15 protein-coding genes and 2 pseudogenes are annotated in these 15,137 nt (G+C 63.9%); 9 read left to right on the forward strand and 8 right to left on the reverse strand.

All coding sequences use genetic code 11. The annotated features are described in order from the left end of the window. The first annotated feature begins 24 nt into the window (after nt 1-24). From ACTIF2_RS00215 to ACTIF2_RS00225, 3 genes are all read left to right on the forward strand, one after another. Nucleotides 25-984, forward strand: coding sequence for a class I mannose-6-phosphate isomerase (locus tag ACTIF2_RS00215; RefSeq protein ID WP_439495000.1), 960 nt, complete (start codon nt 25-27; stop codon nt 982-984). Next, nucleotides 981-3,269 (forward strand): glycosyltransferase family 4 protein, encoded by a 2,289-nt coding sequence (locus tag ACTIF2_RS00220; protein WP_439495001.1) that lies wholly within the window; start codon nt 981-983, stop codon nt 3,267-3,269. Before ACTIF2_RS00215 ends, ACTIF2_RS00220 begins: the two co-directional genes overlap by 4 nt. 84 nt (nt 3,270-3,353) lie before the next feature. Then, entirely contained in the window at nt 3,354-4,652 is a 1,299-nt protein-coding gene (locus ACTIF2_RS00225) for a glycoside hydrolase family 130 protein (protein ID WP_439495002.1), read from the forward strand. Nucleotides 4,653-4,742: 90 nt separating this feature from the next. Here ACTIF2_RS00225 and ACTIF2_RS00230 read toward each other — a convergent pair whose 3' ends face one another. The 4 genes from ACTIF2_RS00230 to ACTIF2_RS00245 all read right to left on the reverse strand — a co-directional run bounded on the left by ACTIF2_RS00230 (nt 4,743) and on the right by ACTIF2_RS00245 (nt 6,445). Next, the gene (locus ACTIF2_RS00230; protein ID WP_439495003.1) at nt 4,743-5,006 is read right to left on the reverse strand and encodes a DUF1488 family protein; all 264 of its coding nucleotides are present in this window, start codon (nt 5,004-5,006) and stop codon (nt 4,743-4,745) included. 5 nt (nt 5,007-5,011) lie between these two features. Continuing rightward, nucleotides 5,012-5,311, reverse strand: a complete 300-nt coding sequence (locus ACTIF2_RS00235) for a hypothetical protein (RefSeq protein WP_439495004.1) — start codon at nt 5,309-5,311, stop codon at nt 5,012-5,014. 222 nt (nt 5,312-5,533) lie between these two features. Further along, the gene (locus ACTIF2_RS00240; protein ID WP_439495005.1) at nt 5,534-5,887 is read right to left on the reverse strand and encodes a hypothetical protein; all 354 of its coding nucleotides are present in this window, start codon (nt 5,885-5,887) and stop codon (nt 5,534-5,536) included. Nucleotides 5,888-6,019: 132 nt separating this feature from the next. Continuing rightward, nucleotides 6,020-6,445, reverse strand: coding sequence for a hypothetical protein (locus ACTIF2_RS00245; protein ID WP_439495006.1), 426 nt, complete (start codon nt 6,443-6,445; stop codon nt 6,020-6,022). A 34-nt stretch (nt 6,446-6,479) separates the two neighbouring features. Between ACTIF2_RS00245 and ACTIF2_RS00250 the strand changes: the two are divergent. Next, nucleotides 6,480-6,707: pseudogene (locus tag ACTIF2_RS00250) on the forward strand (cation efflux transmembrane domain-containing protein); the annotation flags it as partial. On the opposite strand, the gene ACTIF2_RS00255 reads toward ACTIF2_RS00250, so the two are convergent. After that, a complete protein-coding gene (locus ACTIF2_RS00255; protein WP_439495608.1) occupies nt 6,652-6,864 on the reverse strand; it encodes a hypothetical protein in 213 nt (70 codons plus the stop codon). The pseudogene ACTIF2_RS00250 and the gene ACTIF2_RS00255 sit on opposite strands and share 56 nt — an antisense overlap. 21 nt (nt 6,865-6,885) lie before the next feature. On the opposite strand from ACTIF2_RS00255, the gene ACTIF2_RS00260 reads away from it, so the two are divergent. Further along, nucleotides 6,886-7,254: a hypothetical protein gene (locus tag ACTIF2_RS00260; protein ID WP_439495007.1), complete on the forward strand. Its 369-nt coding sequence runs from the start codon at nt 6,886-6,888 to the stop codon at nt 7,252-7,254. A 161-nt stretch (nt 7,255-7,415) separates the two neighbouring features. Here ACTIF2_RS00260 and ACTIF2_RS00265 read toward each other — a convergent pair whose 3' ends face one another. Beyond that, the gene (locus ACTIF2_RS00265; RefSeq protein ID WP_439495008.1) at nt 7,416-9,452 is read right to left on the reverse strand and encodes a BTAD domain-containing putative transcriptional regulator; all 2,037 of its coding nucleotides are present in this window, start codon (nt 9,450-9,452) and stop codon (nt 7,416-7,418) included. A 146-nt stretch (nt 9,453-9,598) separates the two neighbouring features. Here ACTIF2_RS00265 and ACTIF2_RS00270 point away from each other — a divergent pair, with 146 nt between their 5' ends. The 3 genes from ACTIF2_RS00270 (at nt 9,599) to ACTIF2_RS00280 (ending at nt 12,210) form a co-directional block, all read left to right on the forward strand. Beyond that, entirely contained in the window at nt 9,599-9,973 is a 375-nt protein-coding gene (locus ACTIF2_RS00270; protein ID WP_439495009.1) for a DUF1127 domain-containing protein, read from the forward strand. Between the two features lie 77 nt (nt 9,974-10,050). Continuing rightward, nucleotides 10,051-11,415 carry a tetratricopeptide repeat protein gene (locus ACTIF2_RS00275; protein WP_439495010.1) on the forward strand — a complete coding sequence of 455 codons (1,365 nt, stop codon included), beginning with the start codon at nt 10,051-10,053 and terminating at the stop codon, nt 11,413-11,415. Between the two features lie 423 nt (nt 11,416-11,838). Continuing rightward, on the forward strand, nt 11,839-12,210 hold the full coding sequence (locus ACTIF2_RS00280; RefSeq protein ID WP_439495011.1) for a hypothetical protein: 372 nt from the start codon (nt 11,839-11,841) through the stop codon (nt 12,208-12,210). 47 nt (nt 12,211-12,257) lie between these two features. Here ACTIF2_RS00280 and ACTIF2_RS00285 read toward each other — a convergent pair whose 3' ends face one another. Next, nucleotides 12,258-13,844 (reverse strand): tetratricopeptide repeat protein, encoded by a 1,587-nt coding sequence (locus ACTIF2_RS00285; protein WP_439495012.1) that lies wholly within the window; start codon nt 13,842-13,844, stop codon nt 12,258-12,260. 230 nt (nt 13,845-14,074) lie between these two features. Continuing rightward, a complete protein-coding gene (locus tag ACTIF2_RS00290) occupies nt 14,075-14,254 on the reverse strand; it encodes a Myb-like DNA-binding domain-containing protein (RefSeq protein ID WP_439495013.1) in 180 nt (59 codons plus the stop codon). Nucleotides 14,255-14,528: 274 nt separating this feature from the next. On the opposite strand from ACTIF2_RS00290, the pseudogene ACTIF2_RS00295 reads away from it, so the two are divergent. Beyond that, nucleotides 14,529-15,110, forward strand: a pseudogene (locus tag ACTIF2_RS00295) (class I SAM-dependent methyltransferase); the annotation flags it as partial. Between the last annotated feature and the right edge of the window lie 27 nt (nt 15,111-15,137).

A 15,137-nucleotide genomic window follows, 5' to 3' on the forward strand; every position in this document is an offset into this window, starting at 1 on the left:
AGCGGCGCGAACCAGGAGAACCCCATGGCGCTCGAACATGCCTCGATGCTGGCCTTGCGGAAGCCCTGGGGAAGCACCGATCTCGCTCCCTGGAGCGCCGCTGCCGATGGTGGCGGCGCAATCGGCGAACTCTGGTTCCAGCGTGGAGGCGCGGAGGCGCCCGACACGGCCCTCCTGCTCAAGCTCCTGTTCACGACGCAAGCCCTGTCGATCCAGGTCCACCCGGACGATGCCTTCGCGCGCTCGATCGGGCTGGCGCATGGCAAGACCGAGGCGTGGTACGTCCTCTCCGCGGCGCCCGGCGCCGAGGTCGCCCTCGGACTGAAGCGGCAGCTCGATGCGGCCGAGTTGCGCGGCGCCATCGCGGACGGCTCGATCGCCGAGCTGGTCCAGTGGCGCCCCGTCCAGAAGGATGACGTCATCTTCGTGCCCGCCGGCACGATCCACGCCATTGGCCCAGGGCTCGTGATCGCGGAAATCCAGCAGAGCAGCGACACGACCTTCCGGCTCTTCGACTATGGCCGGCAGCGCGAGCTCCATATCGACCATGCCGTAGCGGTCGCCGAGGCCGGGCCTGCCCAGCCGCAACCCGCTGTGAAACCCCTTACCGACGCCAGAACCCTGCTCGTCGCCAACCCCTATTTCATCCTCGAGCGGATCGAGCTGCCGCCGCAATCGCATTGGCAGCTCCAGGCCGAGCATGAAACCTGGCTCCTGGTCATCGAAGGCGATGCGCGGATCGGGCCGGTCAACGCCCGCCTCGGCGAAGCGGTCTATCTCGATGCCGAGCATGCCACCCTCAGCGCCGGATCCCACGGGCTCAAGGGGCTCGTCGCCTATCCCGCGGCCGAACCGAGCCGCAACATCCTGCATCAGCGCGACGCGCAGGATCTGCAGCCGCCGCTCTCACGGCCCTTGCTGCAACCCGATTCTCAAACAGCAATGGCGGGTTCGCGACCTCGCTCAATGGAGGCGCGACCATGACCCGACTCAACCGTGTGGCATTCATCGGAAACTCGCTCCCGCGCCGCTGCGGGATCGCGACCTTCACGACCGATTTGCAGCAGGCGGTCTCGGCGACAGATACAGGCATCGAAACCTCGATCGTCGCGATGAACGATCACGGGCACGCCTATGTCTATCCGCCCACCGTCCATTTTCAGGTCGGCGACGACCGCATCGGCGACTATGTCGATGCCGCGGAGTTCCTGAATGCCGGCCGGTTCGACGCGGTGTCGCTTCAGCACGAGTTCGGGATTTTCGGCGGAGAGGCGGGCAGCCATCTCATGATGCTGCTGTCGCGGCTGACCATGCCCGTCGTCACGACGCTTCATACTGTCCTAGCAGAGCCGACGCCGGCGCAGCGTCGCGTCATGGACGGAATCGTCGACGCGTCCTCACGGATCGTGGTCATGACCGAGAAGGGCCGGGTTCTCCTGCGAAGCGTCTACCGGGTTCCGGCGGACAACATCGACGTCATTCCGCATGGCATTCCGGACGTCGCCTTCGCCGCGCCTGACGAGGCAAAGGCGAGATTCGGTTTCAGCGACAGGCCCGTGATCCTGACATTCGGCCTTCTCTCGCCGAACAAAGGCATCGAGGTGATGATCGACGCCATGCTGTCGATCCTGAAGAGCCGGCCCGATGCCGTCTATGTCGTGCTCGGCGCAACCCATCCCAATCTCGTTCGGGAACAGGGCGAGGCCTATCGCGAAAGCCTCGTCGCGCGGGTCCGCGGCCTCGGCATCGAGGACCATGTCGTGTTCCTCGATCAGTTCGTCGACCAGCCGACGCTGCTCGGCTTCATCTCGATGTGCGACGTCTACGTCACGCCCTATCTCAACGAAGCGCAAATGACCTCGGGCACCCTGTCTTACAGCTTCGGTCTGGGCAAGGCAGTGGTCTCGACGCCCTATTGGCACGCGCAGGAGCTCTTGGCCGGCGGCCGCGGCATCCTCGTTCCCTTCGGCGATTCCTCGGCCATAGGCGGCGCGATCGCCGGATTGCTGACCGATGACCTCGGTCGGCAGGCCATACGCGAGCGTGCCTATGCCGACAGCCGATCGATGATCTGGGAACGCATTGCCGAGCGCTATCTCGCCGTCTTCGAAGCGGCCACGCGCGCCGATCGACTGAAGGTGGTCCCCGTCATCGACAAGGGCGATCTCTCACGCGACATCCGCAAGCCACCGGAGATGCAGATCGGGTATTTTCTGTCGATGTGCGACGATACCGGGCTTTTTCAGCATGCGGTTCATTCGGTGCCGGATCGGTCCCACGGCTATTGCGTCGACGACAATGCCCGCGCCTTGCTGCTGGCCTGCGCGCTCAACAATTCCGGCGAGCAGCTGCTCTCCGAAGCCCTGACCTCCCGCTTCGCCGCCTTCATTCAGCACGCCTGGAATCCCGACCTGCGCCAGTTCCGCAATTTCATGAGCTTCGACCGGCGCTGGCTCGAGGACAAAGGCTCGGAGGACAGCCATGGGCGAACACTCTGGGCCCTGGGCGAATGCGCCCGCAGCGATGTCAGCCCGTCGCGGCGGCGCTGGGCCGCCGCCTTGTTCGCAGAAGCGCTGCCGACGATCGAAGGCTTTCGCTCGCCACGAGCCTGGGGCTTCGCGCTGCTCGGTCTCGACGCCTATTGCGCCGTGACCGAGGCGGATGGTGCTGTCCTGCGCATCCGGCGTCTCCTGGCCGACAGATTGACGACCATGCTCGCGACGACCGGGACGAAGGATTGGGCCTGGTTCGAACACGGGCTCGCCTATGACAATGCGCGCTTGCCCCAGGCGCTGCTGGTGACCGGCATCTCGACCGGAACGTCCCGCTATGTCGAGGCCGGCTTGAGATCCTTGCGCTGGCTGACGACGCTGCAGACGACTCCGGTCGGCTTCTTCAGGCCAGTCGGCACCGAGAGCTTCGGCGACCAGCGGCGCCCGCCACTGCCGTTCGATCAGCAACCGCTGGAGGCTACAGCGACGATCTCGGCCTGCCTTGCGGCCTGGCGGGCTGACGGCAACGGCGCATGGAAGACCGAGGCGTCGCGCGCTTTCGGCTGGTTCCTGGGCGAGAACGACCTTTCGGTGCCCCTGGTCGACCTGGAAACCGGGAGCTGCCGCGATGGGCTCCACCGCGACCGCGCCAATGAGAACAGGGGCGGCGAGTCTGTCGTGTCCTATCTCCTCAGTCTTGCCGAGATCCGTCAGCTCGCCCACCTTAGCTCCGGCCGCACCAGGCCGGCGCCGCTCCAGCTGTTGAGCGCCCATTAATTCATACTTCGAGAGCATGCTCCGATGCGGGCCCTGCAGGGCCTTGCCGATGCTCGCAATCCTGCTCGAACAGCCGAGGGCGCCTTGTCACAAGCCACATTCCTGAACCGGCAGGCGCTTTTTCTGTGCCCCGATCCGGCAAGGGTGGTCGTCCGCCCGTTCAAACCGGCCATCGAGCCGCGTGATCTCAATGCGACGGACAAGTCGCGGGCGAACCATATCGTCGACCGGGTCCTGGCCCTCGACCCTGAGACGGCGGCGGCCCAATTGCGTGACGTCCTCGAAAATTTCCAGGGGCGCCACCGCAACCTGCTGGAGACGTTCGAGGCGCGCGCCGGCGAAATGGAAGACGCCTTCGCAGCCCATGTCGATTTCACCGCCGGACAGCGGCAGCTGATCGGGGCTTACTTCCTGCACGAATACTCTTTCGAGGCTGCCGCCCTCTTCAATCCGAGCATCGTCTCGCATCCCGACCAGTCGGGCGCCCCAGAGGGCGGACACCGCTTCATCCTGAGCCTGCGTGGCGTGGGCGAGGGGCATGTGTCGTCGCTGACCTTTCGCTCCGGCTTCATCGCCGCCGATGGCAGTGTGGCCATCGACCCAACGGCTCGCCTCGCATCGGTTCCGAAGGTGCGGAATCGGATATCCGGCCCCGATGGCGAGACGGTCGAGGTCGCCTTCAGGCCGGACGAGGATATCAGCGAGCGGGTGATCTTTCCCATCACGCCCTCGCAGTCGAACGGCATCGAGGACGCGCGCTTCGTCGAATTCGACGACGGTGGGCGAAAAGTCTTCTACGCGACCTATACGGCCTATAGTGGCAAGGCGATCAGGTCCGAGCTGATCGAGACAAGCGACTTCATATCCTTCCGGATGTCGCCCCTGAAAGGAAGCGCCGCGCAGAACAAGGGCATGGCGCTGTTCCCCCGCAGGATCGACGGCAAATATGCGATGATCGGCCGGCAGGACAACGAGAACCTCTACCTGATCTATTCCGACGACCTTTATACGTGGGATGGCGGCGTCGCGATCCTGAAGCCGAAATTTCCATGGGAATTCGTGCAGATCGGCAATTGCGGCTCCCCGATCGAGCTCGATGAAGGCTGGTTGCTGTTGACCCATGGCGTCGGCCCTGTCCGCAAATATGCGATCGGGGCGGTTCTGCTCGACAAGGCCGACCCCTCGAGGGTGTTGGCGCGCTCGCGCGAGCCTTTGGTCCGGCCAGACCCGTCCGAGCGGGAAGGTTACGTTCCCAATGTCGTCTACACCTGCGGTGCGATCCGGCATAAGGACCAGATCGTCCTGCCCTATGCGGTCTCCGACACCTTCTGCAATTTTGCGACGATCAAGATTGCCGCGCTGCTGAAGGCCTTGGATGGCTGAGGCGATCGCGGCATCGCCGCATCCGGGAACAAGCCTTCGATCGGCCCGCCATTGGCGCGAAACCGTCGGGCGCGGACAGGCCGAACGCGGCTAGAAATCCGTCGTCAGCAGGCGGTAATAGCTCTGGCGCTTGCGGGAATAGGCTGTGCTGGCGGCCTTCAGTATCTTGGCGAGATTTCCGTCAAAAGCCCGCAGCATCGAGACCTCGTCCTGCCCGGCGGAGAGATCCATGTGCCGCAATGCGGCCGTGTCGACCTGGAATGCGACCTCGAAGGCGGAATCGGAGCCCCAGAAACAAACGCAGTCCCGCGCCGCGTCATAGCGGCGGATCTGATTGGGAAAATGGAGGCCCATTGGCGTTATCCTCGTTTTTTCGAGAGCCGCTCGAAATCCTTCAGGACATTGGCGATCAAGGCCTGCCGCCGCGGGTCCTGCGCGGCTGGCGTCGTCGCGAAGAGATCGAGCAGATAGCGCGCCTTCTCAGCGGCGTCCATCCATGTCGTGGCCGGTGCGGCCCCGAGCTGCGCCTCCAGCTCCTCCTGGCGCAGACGCAGCGCCCGGGCGTCGTCTTCGACCTCCGAGAGAAGGCGACGAAGCAGCGTCGCCTTCTGCGCTGCGATCCCCCGGTGCTGGTCGAGATCGACGGTGTCGTCGGTCATGTCGTTGGCCTTCTGGCAGCGTCTGCTCGAGACCTGGAGTTCAGCCAAGCGGCCCGCCCGGGCTGGCATGGCGCGAACGATACAGGCTTGGATCGTCCTAGAGCCGGATGCTTTCAGATGGAATCGCTTCGCGATTCCATCTGAAAGCTGAATCCGTCTCTCATCAAAGAGTTAGAGCAGGATCCATGCGAAAAACCGGTTCCCACTTTTTCGCATCCTGCTCTAGGTCTTGTTGAGACCGAGGGCGACGGCGCAGGCCTTGGCCACGTCAGAGTCGGGCGAGGAACTGCCCGGCATCGTCGCCCATCCGCCTTTCGCTATGAAATCACCCTGTTGCCAGGAGCCGATTTTCTTGAGCTCGGCGAGTTGCTCGGTCGCGTTGGCCTGCTGCTGGAACCTGACCACGCAGATCGGCGAGAGGACCGCGACAACGGCAGCGTCGGAGCGCGTCTTGGCGTCGCGTTCGGCCGTGCCGCGGGTGACCCAGCCACCCCAGCTGAACCCGATGATCGCAAGCGCGACGGCTCCGCCGACGGCGCCCCAGGCGGCCGGCTTCAGTTCTGCTGGGATTTTCATGGGATTTGTCTTTCTCAACAGGAAGAGAAAACTCCCGTGAAAGATAATAGCGCTTTTCCCCAGGGCGCGCGTGTACTTTTTATCCCGCGCAGGATGACTTGTATTACTTGAACATCTGGCGCGTTGACCACGTCACCGCATGATCTTGCGACGTCCCGCACCTGTTGAAGCACCCCGGCCGACCGCTAAGCGTAGCGCAGAGCCGTTCGTGGTGGCAGCCTGAGATGCAATGGGATCGCTGGCCGGAAACGTGTTCTCCAGCGCGTGCGTCAATTCCGCATCCTTGCCCTCGCGCCGCTCGGCGCGATGCTGTTCGCGTTGTTCGGTTCGCAAGCTTTCCTTGGCCGGATTTGCCGCCATGGGCGCCTCCATCGCTAGCCGAGCCGGAGGATGCAGCATGCCGCTTCGATGGACAAGCACGCCTTCAGATAGGCGAGACACGCAGGTTCCCTCGGGCACGTAGGCCTCAATCGCCTCCGCGTCGTCAACGACGGGTCGGCGCTGATCGGAGCAAGCCGTCGCTAGGTACATCAGCCGCGCGCGGAACTCGCCGTCCAACACGGTGTTTCTCGACATAGCTGAGAGGGGTCTGATGGCGGCGCGATCTGGGTCCAAGACGGTAATCTATGCCGCGATCGTCGGAAATTTGTTGATCGCGGCAACGAAGTTTGCCGCGGCAGCATGGACCGGCAGCTCTGCAATGATGTCGGAAGGCGTGCACTCGCTCGTGGACACGGGCAATGGAGCGCTGCTGCTTTACGGCCTCAGCCGGGCCGCGCGGCCTCCGGATCTAACCCACCCCTTTGGGCACGGGCGCGACGCTCGCAGCGGAACTGCGGCACCCGATCGCCTCGCGACAGCGAGAGGCGCTTCATCGCCTTGTCGAACGGATCACAATCCGCCGCGATGGTCTTCGCATCGCGTTGAAATCCGATCCGCTGGGGTGCGTTGTGTTCTTCGATAAAGACGATCGCCAAGCTGAGAGCCCCACATGCGTGATGATCGACGTCGAAACGCGCTTCGTCCGAAAGGGACAGGATTTGCACCTTGTGGTCCCACCGACAGACGGAGCCGACAGCAGCTCGCGATCCGAGAAGTCGCTGGTCAAGGCCATCGCCCGCGCCGTCACCTGGTATGACGATCTGGTCGCAGGCCGTGCCAGCTCGATGCGGGAGATCGCGACCACAGAAGGTGTCAGCGAACGCTATGTCGCACAACTCTTGCCGCTGGCATTTCTCAAGCCAGAGCTGGTCGAGGGGTGCCTTGATGGAGCGATCGACCTGCCGATCAGAGGCAGCGATCTGGCCAGGGGCTTACCGATCCCGTGCGAGTGGCGGCAGCAATCGACCCGGTTCACTGGGAACTGAAGACATCCGCCTCACGTCGCTCAAGGTGACGCTCCGCACTTTAGCGATTGGTGCATCAAGCGCCGGCTCGCGCCAACATCAAAGGAATGGCAGAAGTACCGCCTCCTTCTCGTCCTGATTGACTTGACCGAAGTCACTGGTTGGCCGAGCGCTCAACTGGCTCAGGACGCAATCATGTCTCCGTCGATTTCGATGCCCGCGGCCCGAAGATTAACCCAAACGCGGTTGCGCATTGGTTCAGGGGCGTGCGCAACGAGCCGCTTAAACCCCTCGAGGGAAAAGCCCGCCTCGATGCGCAGCGTCTCGCGCGCAACCTGCTTCGCCTCGTCAGCTTGGCCGAGCTCGATCAACGCACAACAGAGGGCAAGCCGCGACCAGGTATCCCCCCACTGCAATTGCGTCGCGCTGCGCGCCGCCATCTCGGCCGAGACGTAGTCGCCCAGACTGAAATGGCAGAAGGACCGCAATGTCAGGAACATGCAGCGGAGCGGATCCTTGGGGCTCAGCCTGAGCGCCAGGTCGATTTCCGACAAGGCTTCCTTGGGCTTGTCTGCGTAGACGAAGGCTTGCGCCAAGCCGAAGCGCGCCTGGGCAAAGCCCGGGTTCATCTCGGTCGCCAGCTGCAGATGATGCAGGGCGCCCTCGATATCGCCGACGAGCGTCAGCAATCGCCCAAGCACCACATGGCAAAAGACATTGCTGCCATCGAGCGAGATGGCGGCCTGCGCATGTTTCAATCCCTCAGTCAGCGCAACGCGGGGATCGGGCACGAAATACCAGACCGCCTTGACAAAGGCAGCGTAGCCGAGCCCGGCATGCGGGAGGGCAAAATCCGGGGCGCGCTCGAGGGCTTGCCGAAACAGCGCCTCGGCTTTGGCGGTATCCTCCCGCGTGAAGCGGTAGACATGCCAAAGACCGCGATGGAATTGCTCCCAGGCGTCCAACTCGCTCGGCAGCTTGCGCGCGGCGCGCTCCCGTTCCTCCTGCCGGACCTCGGCATCGAGGCTGCCAATGATGCTCGCGACAATCTCATCCTGCACCGCGAAGATGTCGGCGAGGTCGCGGTCGTAGCGCTCCGCCCAGATGCATCGGTTCCCGAGAGCGTCGATCAATTGCGCAGTGACGCGCAAGCGCCCTCCGATGCCACGAAGGCTGCCTGCCAGGGCGTAGCGCACCGAGAGTTCCGCGGCCGCGGCCGCGGCGGTCTCGGGCCGGCCGGAGAACAGTGAGCTCGACTGCCGCGCGATGACGGAGAAATCCCGGCGCCTGGACAGTTCGGTGATGAGGTCCTCGGAGAAGCCCTCGGCCATGAAATCCTGTTCCGGCTGGCCGTTCAGATTGACGAAAGGCAGCACGGCAATGGCGAAATTGCGGGGCATGCGCCGGGCGGCGGCGTCCGGGCGCGATTTCTCTCCGGCAGTGGCCGGCATCGGCTGGGCTTCACCGTCGGCGGCGACGATCCGCCGTGCGAGGTCCGCGGTCTCCGCCGAAGGCTCGACCCCGAGTTCCCGCTTCAGGACGTCGCGACACGCCTGGAACTGCGCCATCGACCGGGAGCGTTCCCCGGCCGCCGCAAAGAGGCGCATCGCCAGGCGATGGCTCTGCTCGCGCAAGGGATCGAGCACGACCAGTCTCTGCGCGAGATCGAGCGCCTTGCCAGTGCGCCCGGCCCCCTCGTGCGCCGCTATCGCCTTCTGGGCCGCGGTCTGCGCCAGGCCAAGGCAGCGCGTCCGCTCGAAGGCCAGCCATTCATCGAACGCCTCGGACGGTGAGATCGCGCCTTCCAGCAAGTGCGAACTCAGAATGGTTTCCAGCGCTTCCTCGGAAAGCTCGGCCACGCCGGCGGCCGCCTCTGCAAGGCGATCGACATCGACGGAGACCAGTCCCGCTGCCAGCGCCAGCATATCCCGCTCGCCCTTCAATGCGTCGGCCCCAAGGGCTTTCCGGATCGCCGCGAGCGTGTTGCGCAGGCTCCCGCGTGCCTGTTCGTCGAGCCTGTCGCCCCAGAGCAACAGGCCAAGTTTGTCGCGGGCATGCGAGCGCCCGGCTGGCAGGGCGAGATAGGCGAGGAGCAGTTGCGCCTTGCGCGTCGGCAGGCTCACCGGGGTGCCGCTGCGGAATCGCAGCTCGAAGCCGCCGAGCAGGTCCAGCGCGAAGGCCGGACTTTCCGTTGCGGGATCTTGGCCGGTCCGTGCCACGCAGACGCCCTCTCGCGCGAATTCCCGATGATTTAACGCAGATTTCACGCCGCTTCTACGTGCGCCTGACGCAGCGTCTCTAAACCCACCTCCAACGCCGCGGCGCTCTCGAACGAGCGAAGCGGCGTCCACCCCAGGAGGATTAGATGTACGCTCTCAATAACGACTTCTTCTACGACATTGACGGCCTGACCGACGTGATCAGGCCGCGCAAGAAGACACTGCTTGACCGCTTGGTCGGGCGCTACGCCTCCGGGCAAATTCTGAGCGGCCAGTTTCTCTACGAAGTTCACGGGCCCTTCGACGCCGATGCCGCCGCTCCGGTGCGTCGTCCTGTTCTCGGACGCCTGGCCGACCGGCTGAAAGCGCTGGCAAGCGACATGGCGCATCGGAACCAGTTGCGCCGCGCCGCGCTGGATATGTCTCGGCTCGACGACAGGATGCTGAAGGATATCGGCATCACGCGGACCGAAATCGAGGCCGCCGTCTCCGGAGCGCTGACCTTCAGCCTTTGCGACTGAGCATGAGTGTGAACCGGCCGCCGCAGCGCGTCGGCCGGATCGTCCCAACCCTTATTCCTGCACGAGGAAACCACAGCATGTCCATCACCGATATCCGCGGTCAGATTCTCTCGGGCGCCACGCCGGAGGCCGCCATCGGCTATTCCGACGCCGTCAGCCAGTTCGCCATGTTCTCCGGAGATCCCGTCGCCGCCGCCGATCGCTTGATCGAGCGCGAGCCCGGCCTCGTCATGGCGCATGCCTTGAAGGCTTGGCTCTACCTTTTGGGCGGAGAGCCGGCAGGCCTACCGGCCGCCCATGCCGCGATCGAGAGCGCCAAGGTTCTGCCGGCGACCCTTCAGGAACGCGGCCATCTTGCCGCGCTCGGGCACCTCGCCTTGGGGCGCCTGCATGACGCCTCACGCGTGATCGAAGATGTCGCGATCGAGCAGCCTCTCGATCTGCTGGCCCTCATTGCGGGGCATCAGCTCGACTTCTTCACCGGCAATGCCCGCATGCTCAGGGACCGGATCGCGCGGGCATTGCCGGCCTGGTCGAAGGGGGTTCCGGGCCGGCATTCGGCGCTCGCGATGTATGCCTTCGGACTGGAGGAGAATGGCCAGTATGCGCTCGCGGAACAGAACGGCCGTATTGCAATCAGCGACGAGCCGCGCGACGGCTGGGCACGCCACGCCGTCGCCCATGTCTTGGAGATGGAAGGGCGGCATGACGAGGGGATCGCCTTCATGCGCGAGGACCTGCCAAGCTGGACGACAAACAGCTTCCTGGCCGTCCATAACTGGTGGCATCTCGCGCTCTATCACCTCGAGCTCGGCCAGATCGACGAGGTTCTCGAACTGGTCGACGGGCCGATCACGAGTATCGCCCAGCCGCAGATGCTCGACCTGATCGACGCTTCTGCGATGCTGTGGCGCCTGCATCTACGCGGGGTCGAGCTGGGCCAGCACTGGCACGTCCTGGCTCGGCGTTTTGAGGCGATCTGGATCGCTGGCGGCTACGCGTTCAATGACCTCCATGCGATCATGGCGTTCATCGGCGCCGGCCGCCGCGACCTGGTGGAGAATACGCTGCAGACGCAAGCCTTCGCGATGCTCTCCGCCAGCGACAATGCCGGCTTCGCGCAGGATGTCGGCTATCCGCTGATGAAAGCATTCGCGGCCTTCGGCGAGGGCGGGTATAGCGAGGCCGTCCGTCTGATCCGGCCGGTCAGAGGCATCGCCGCACGCTTCGGCGGCAGCAACGCCCAGCGCGACATCATCGACCTGACGCTAATCGAGGCGGCGTTCCGAGCGGGCGACCGGCCGCTGGCAAGAGCGCTCGCCGCAGAGCGGGTTGCGGCGAAGCACGAAAGTCCTCTTGCAAAGCTCTTCGCCCGGCGTGCCGGACCCCAGGAATGCGGCGATTGTCGAACCGTTGCGTGTGCGAAGTCCAAAGCCGCGTAGATGGGAGCTTTCAATATGCTGTTCATCCGATCCTGTTCTGAGCCTTCGGAGGATCGGATGAACACCAATAAGTTCGCGCTTCTGACGCCGCTGCTTCGGAAGCAGATCTTGCGCCTGGCGCCGGCGGGATCGTGCCGGCCGTAACCGCGGCCGCCGGCAGCACCAAGCGCCCGCCTGAATCGCGCGCTTCGACGCGGAGGGCTGGGCGGCTTGGCAGACCGTCGTCGCGACTATATCGGCTGCGCCGCTCAACGCCTATCCGAGGCGCGATCGCAGCCCGTAGCCGCCATCGCGAAGGTGGGTCGTTTAGCTTGAAGCTGGATGGTGCGCCGTTCCCTGACGGCTTGCGTCTGCCACGTAAGGGAGCCTAGTGTCGTTAAGCTGCATTCGATTTGGTCGGTCGGCTATTGCTGGGCCCCGCAAATGCGCGCACTTGTTGTTGCCGCTTTCGTTACTGTTTCGGCCGAACTCACATCTGCCGATGCATTGGAGTTGATCGGCCAAGCCGGCGTGCTTGGCGAATGGGAGTTGACCGCCAATCTCACCGCAACTGGTGGCAAGCAGGAATTCGGCGGTCCCATTGTTCTAAAGCATACCGGAATCTGCTCGGCGGATGGACCGGAAACACGCACTGGCGAGATACAGCTTCAAATGCTGAGTGCTTCGCGTGTTAGGGCAACGCTCACTATCGACGGCAATCCCTGCACGTTTAGGGCGACGAAATCCGACGCTTATGTCGGCATGATGAGCTGCCGCGACCGGCGCGATGCGCCTCTTCGGCTCTGGATAAAATAGGGAATGGCCGGATCATTCCGGCCATTCGGAGTTCCTGCGTGATCCGACTAGCGCGCAGGCGCTGCTGACGCGGACTTGCCCGCTCGAAGTTCCATCAGCTCGGGCCTTTGCGAGTCGGCTTCCTTGGTCAGCGCCGTCACCTTGCCGGTGTATCGCTTTGCCTTTTCGGTATTGCCGAGCTTGGTCGCGGCCTTCGCCGCACCAAGGTAGGCCGCGAGCCGGTTCGGTTCCTTTGCGAGCACGGCTTCGTAGCCAGCGAGGGCTTCTTTTGCCATGGCGCGATCGAGCAGCATTGCGCCGTAGAGTTCCCGCGCGGGAGCGAGCGGGCCCGGCGTGACGGGATGCTTTTCGGTTTTGTCTTCGGCATCGGCGGCAGCGCTCATCGCCTTCAGCGCCTCGTCATGCCGGCCTTCGGCGTAAAGCACCCAGGCGCTCGCAACCTGCTGCTGGATGCCAACGATTTCCGACCAGTAGGCGTCCTTTGCGTCCTTGAGCTTGGCGCTGAGCTCGCCGAGCTTCTCGACGTCCGCTTTCGCGGCGGCGGGATTGCCGGAGCGGGCCGCGCCGAGCGCACGGGCAAAATGCGTGACCGCATCGGCGTAAAGGAACTTGGTTTGCCGTGGCTGGAGCGTGGCCGCCGCCTGCCAGTCGCCGCGTTCGACCGCGTAGCGCGCGTTGCTCGCAGCCACGCCATACGGCCCGGCAAAGCGCTCGGTTTTGAAGTCGATCGCATTCATCTCATCGACAATGGCCGCAGCCTTCTTGTCCTGCGCCAGTTGGAGATGGGCATAGACCAGATAGTCCATGCCATGGGCCTGATCGTGCTGCTCGCCGTCGAGTTTGGCGACGCGCGCGGATTCGGTATTGGCGGTGATCGAGTCCTTCCAGTGGCCGACACGCGTGAATATGTGCGACGGCATGTGCTGGGCATGTGGTGCAGCCGGCGCGATCTTGGCGTAGCGCTTCGCGGCTGCCAGCCCCTTTTCGGCGATAGCCGGATAGTCATAGAGATGGATCAAATAATGGGCGACCCCCGGATGCTGGGGCTGCCGCTTGTAAATCGGTTCGAGGAGCGCAGCGCCCTTGAGCTGGTTTGCGTAGGTCTTGTCGGTCGGCAAAGCCGCTACGTTGAGCGTGATCGCGTAGGCGATCTGTGCCTCGATGTCCTTCGGGTATTTCTGCGCGACCTGCTCTTGCGCCTTGAGATAGTTCTGTACGCGGGTGCGGTGGTCGAGCTTTTCGTAATCGACATACATCGCGCCCAGCGCGTCGATGTAATCGCGCTCTCGCTCGGTTTTTGCGTTCAGCGCCTTCGCTTTCTGGATCGCCACAAGCCCAAGCGGAAGATTAGCCGGCGGCGGTGGGGCGTGCGGATTGTAAAGGAGGCTCAGCGCGATGCCCCAGTGCGCGATCGCACATTGCGGATCAGCTTTGATGGCGTCCTCGAATGACCTATTCGCGGCGCGATACCAGAACGAGTGCTGATATAGCATTCCCTGGTTGAAAAGCTTCTGCGCGGCGGGTGTGCAGGACGTTTCGAAATTGACCTTTCCGAGCTTGCCGCCGCTGGCCGAGATTGCCGGGTCGCCGTAGAGCGCCGCCACGGCCGTGGCGGCAACCAATAGTGTCCTCATGGTGCCCTCCCTTCGGCGTCCTCCGACCGGGCCCTTTTGTATGAACCGGATGGATGCGCCGATCGATTGGCCCCCTCGCTTGCCCCAAGGAAAGCTGCTCCCGTCGATTCGCCCTGTCAACGCGGTTCAGCCTGCGCAACGTCCCGTACGCCCCCCGATGCCCTCAGCCCATTGGGCCGGAGCGCAGTGTGTCTGTCCGGAGCGACGAGCTAACGCGTAACAATACCATCCTAACGGAGCTTGGCGATCCCGATGCCATCAAGTTTAGCGCGGTCTTTGATGGATTCCTCGCTGCGCGTCATCGCTTTCGAGATCGCCTTCAATGCCATGCCCTTCTTGGCGAGTAACTTTAGCTTCTCGATTTCCTCATGCGTCCAGGGTTGGCGATGCCGTTGAAATCGCTCGGTCACAATCTGCTCCTGCTCTGCCGGGACACCACCCGGCACTCGCGCGATCTATAGCAGTGATGGCGACGAATTTGACCGCACGTATAGATGGGTGCCAGACCATCAGACCGCTCGGCGCCAAGAACGGAACTTCGCTCACTGCCGGCAGCGGACATTCAGCTGTTTACAGGTGCAATTGTGAGACGGCAGATCGATGGCCGCGCCGGCTAAGTCGAGGATGTCGCTACGAACGCTTCTACCCCGATGTCAGGCATCAATGAGGGGACAACCGGGATTCAGCAGTCGTGAACGTCCATCGGCGCTGCTCGACCGCGGCCGAGAGCGCGCCGCCGCCGAGCGCCTCGACATTACTTTCCGCGAAGCCGATGCCGAGGCGCTGCCCTACGGCGATGGTGAGTTCGACGCCGTGATGTCGACCTTCGGGGTGATGTTCACTCCGGACCAGTAGCGCGCCGCCGCGGAGCTGCTGCGCGTCTGCCGGCCGGGCGGGAAGATCGGCATGGCCAACTGGACGCTGGATGGATTCATCGGCCAGCTCTTCAAGACGATCGGCAGGCATGTCCCGCCGCCGCCCGGCCTGAGCTCGCCCGCCCAATGGGGAACCGAGGAGCGCCTGATCGAGCTGTTCGGCCGTGCAGGAGTTTCGATGCGCTACCGCTCTCCCGGTTACTGGCTCCAGGTCTTCGGCGGCTATTATGGGCCGGTGCTCAAGGCCTTCGCGGCTCTTGAGTTGACCGCGCGGGCGAAGCTGACGCACGACCTCGTGGCGTTGGTCGAGCAGTTCAACCGCTTGAGCGATTCGACCATGGCGGTGCCAAGCAGCTATCTTGAGATCGTCGTGACTCGACCCTCAGGCTGAATTGGCCGGCTCGGTTCCCTTCATTCC

It is taken from the genome of Allobosea sp. (assembly GCF_051860145.1).
Classification (GTDB): domain Bacteria; phylum Pseudomonadota; class Alphaproteobacteria; order Rhizobiales; family Beijerinckiaceae; genus Allobosea.

Bases quoted from the DNA above. Each gene is read 5' to 3' on its own strand.
- ACTIF2_RS00285 (WP_439495012.1), bottom strand. From the start codon at position 13,844: ATGAGGACACTATTGGTTGCCGCCACGGCCGTGGCGGCGCTCTACGGC.
- ACTIF2_RS00215 (WP_439495000.1), top strand. From the start codon at position 25: ATGGCGCTCGAACATGCCTCGATGCTGGCCTTGCGGAAGCCCTGGGGA.
- ACTIF2_RS00240 (WP_439495005.1), bottom strand. From the start codon at position 5,887: ATGAAAATCCCAGCAGAACTGAAGCCGGCCGCCTGGGGCGCCGTCGGC.
- ACTIF2_RS00270 (WP_439495009.1), top strand. From the start codon at position 9,599: ATGTACGCTCTCAATAACGACTTCTTCTACGACATTGACGGCCTGACC.
- ACTIF2_RS00280 (WP_439495011.1), top strand. From the start codon at position 11,839: ATGCGCGCACTTGTTGTTGCCGCTTTCGTTACTGTTTCGGCCGAACTC.
- ACTIF2_RS00220 (WP_439495001.1), top strand. From the start codon at position 981: ATGACCCGACTCAACCGTGTGGCATTCATCGGAAACTCGCTCCCGCGC.
- ACTIF2_RS00235 (WP_439495004.1), bottom strand. From the start codon at position 5,311: ATGACCGACGACACCGTCGATCTCGACCAGCACCGGGGGATCGCAGCG.
- ACTIF2_RS00275 (WP_439495010.1), top strand. From the start codon at position 10,051: ATGTCCATCACCGATATCCGCGGTCAGATTCTCTCGGGCGCCACGCCG.
- ACTIF2_RS00230 (WP_439495003.1), bottom strand. From the start codon at position 5,006: ATGGGCCTCCATTTTCCCAATCAGATCCGCCGCTATGACGCGGCGCGG.
- ACTIF2_RS00260 (WP_439495007.1), top strand. From the start codon at position 6,886: ATGATCGACGTCGAAACGCGCTTCGTCCGAAAGGGACAGGATTTGCAC.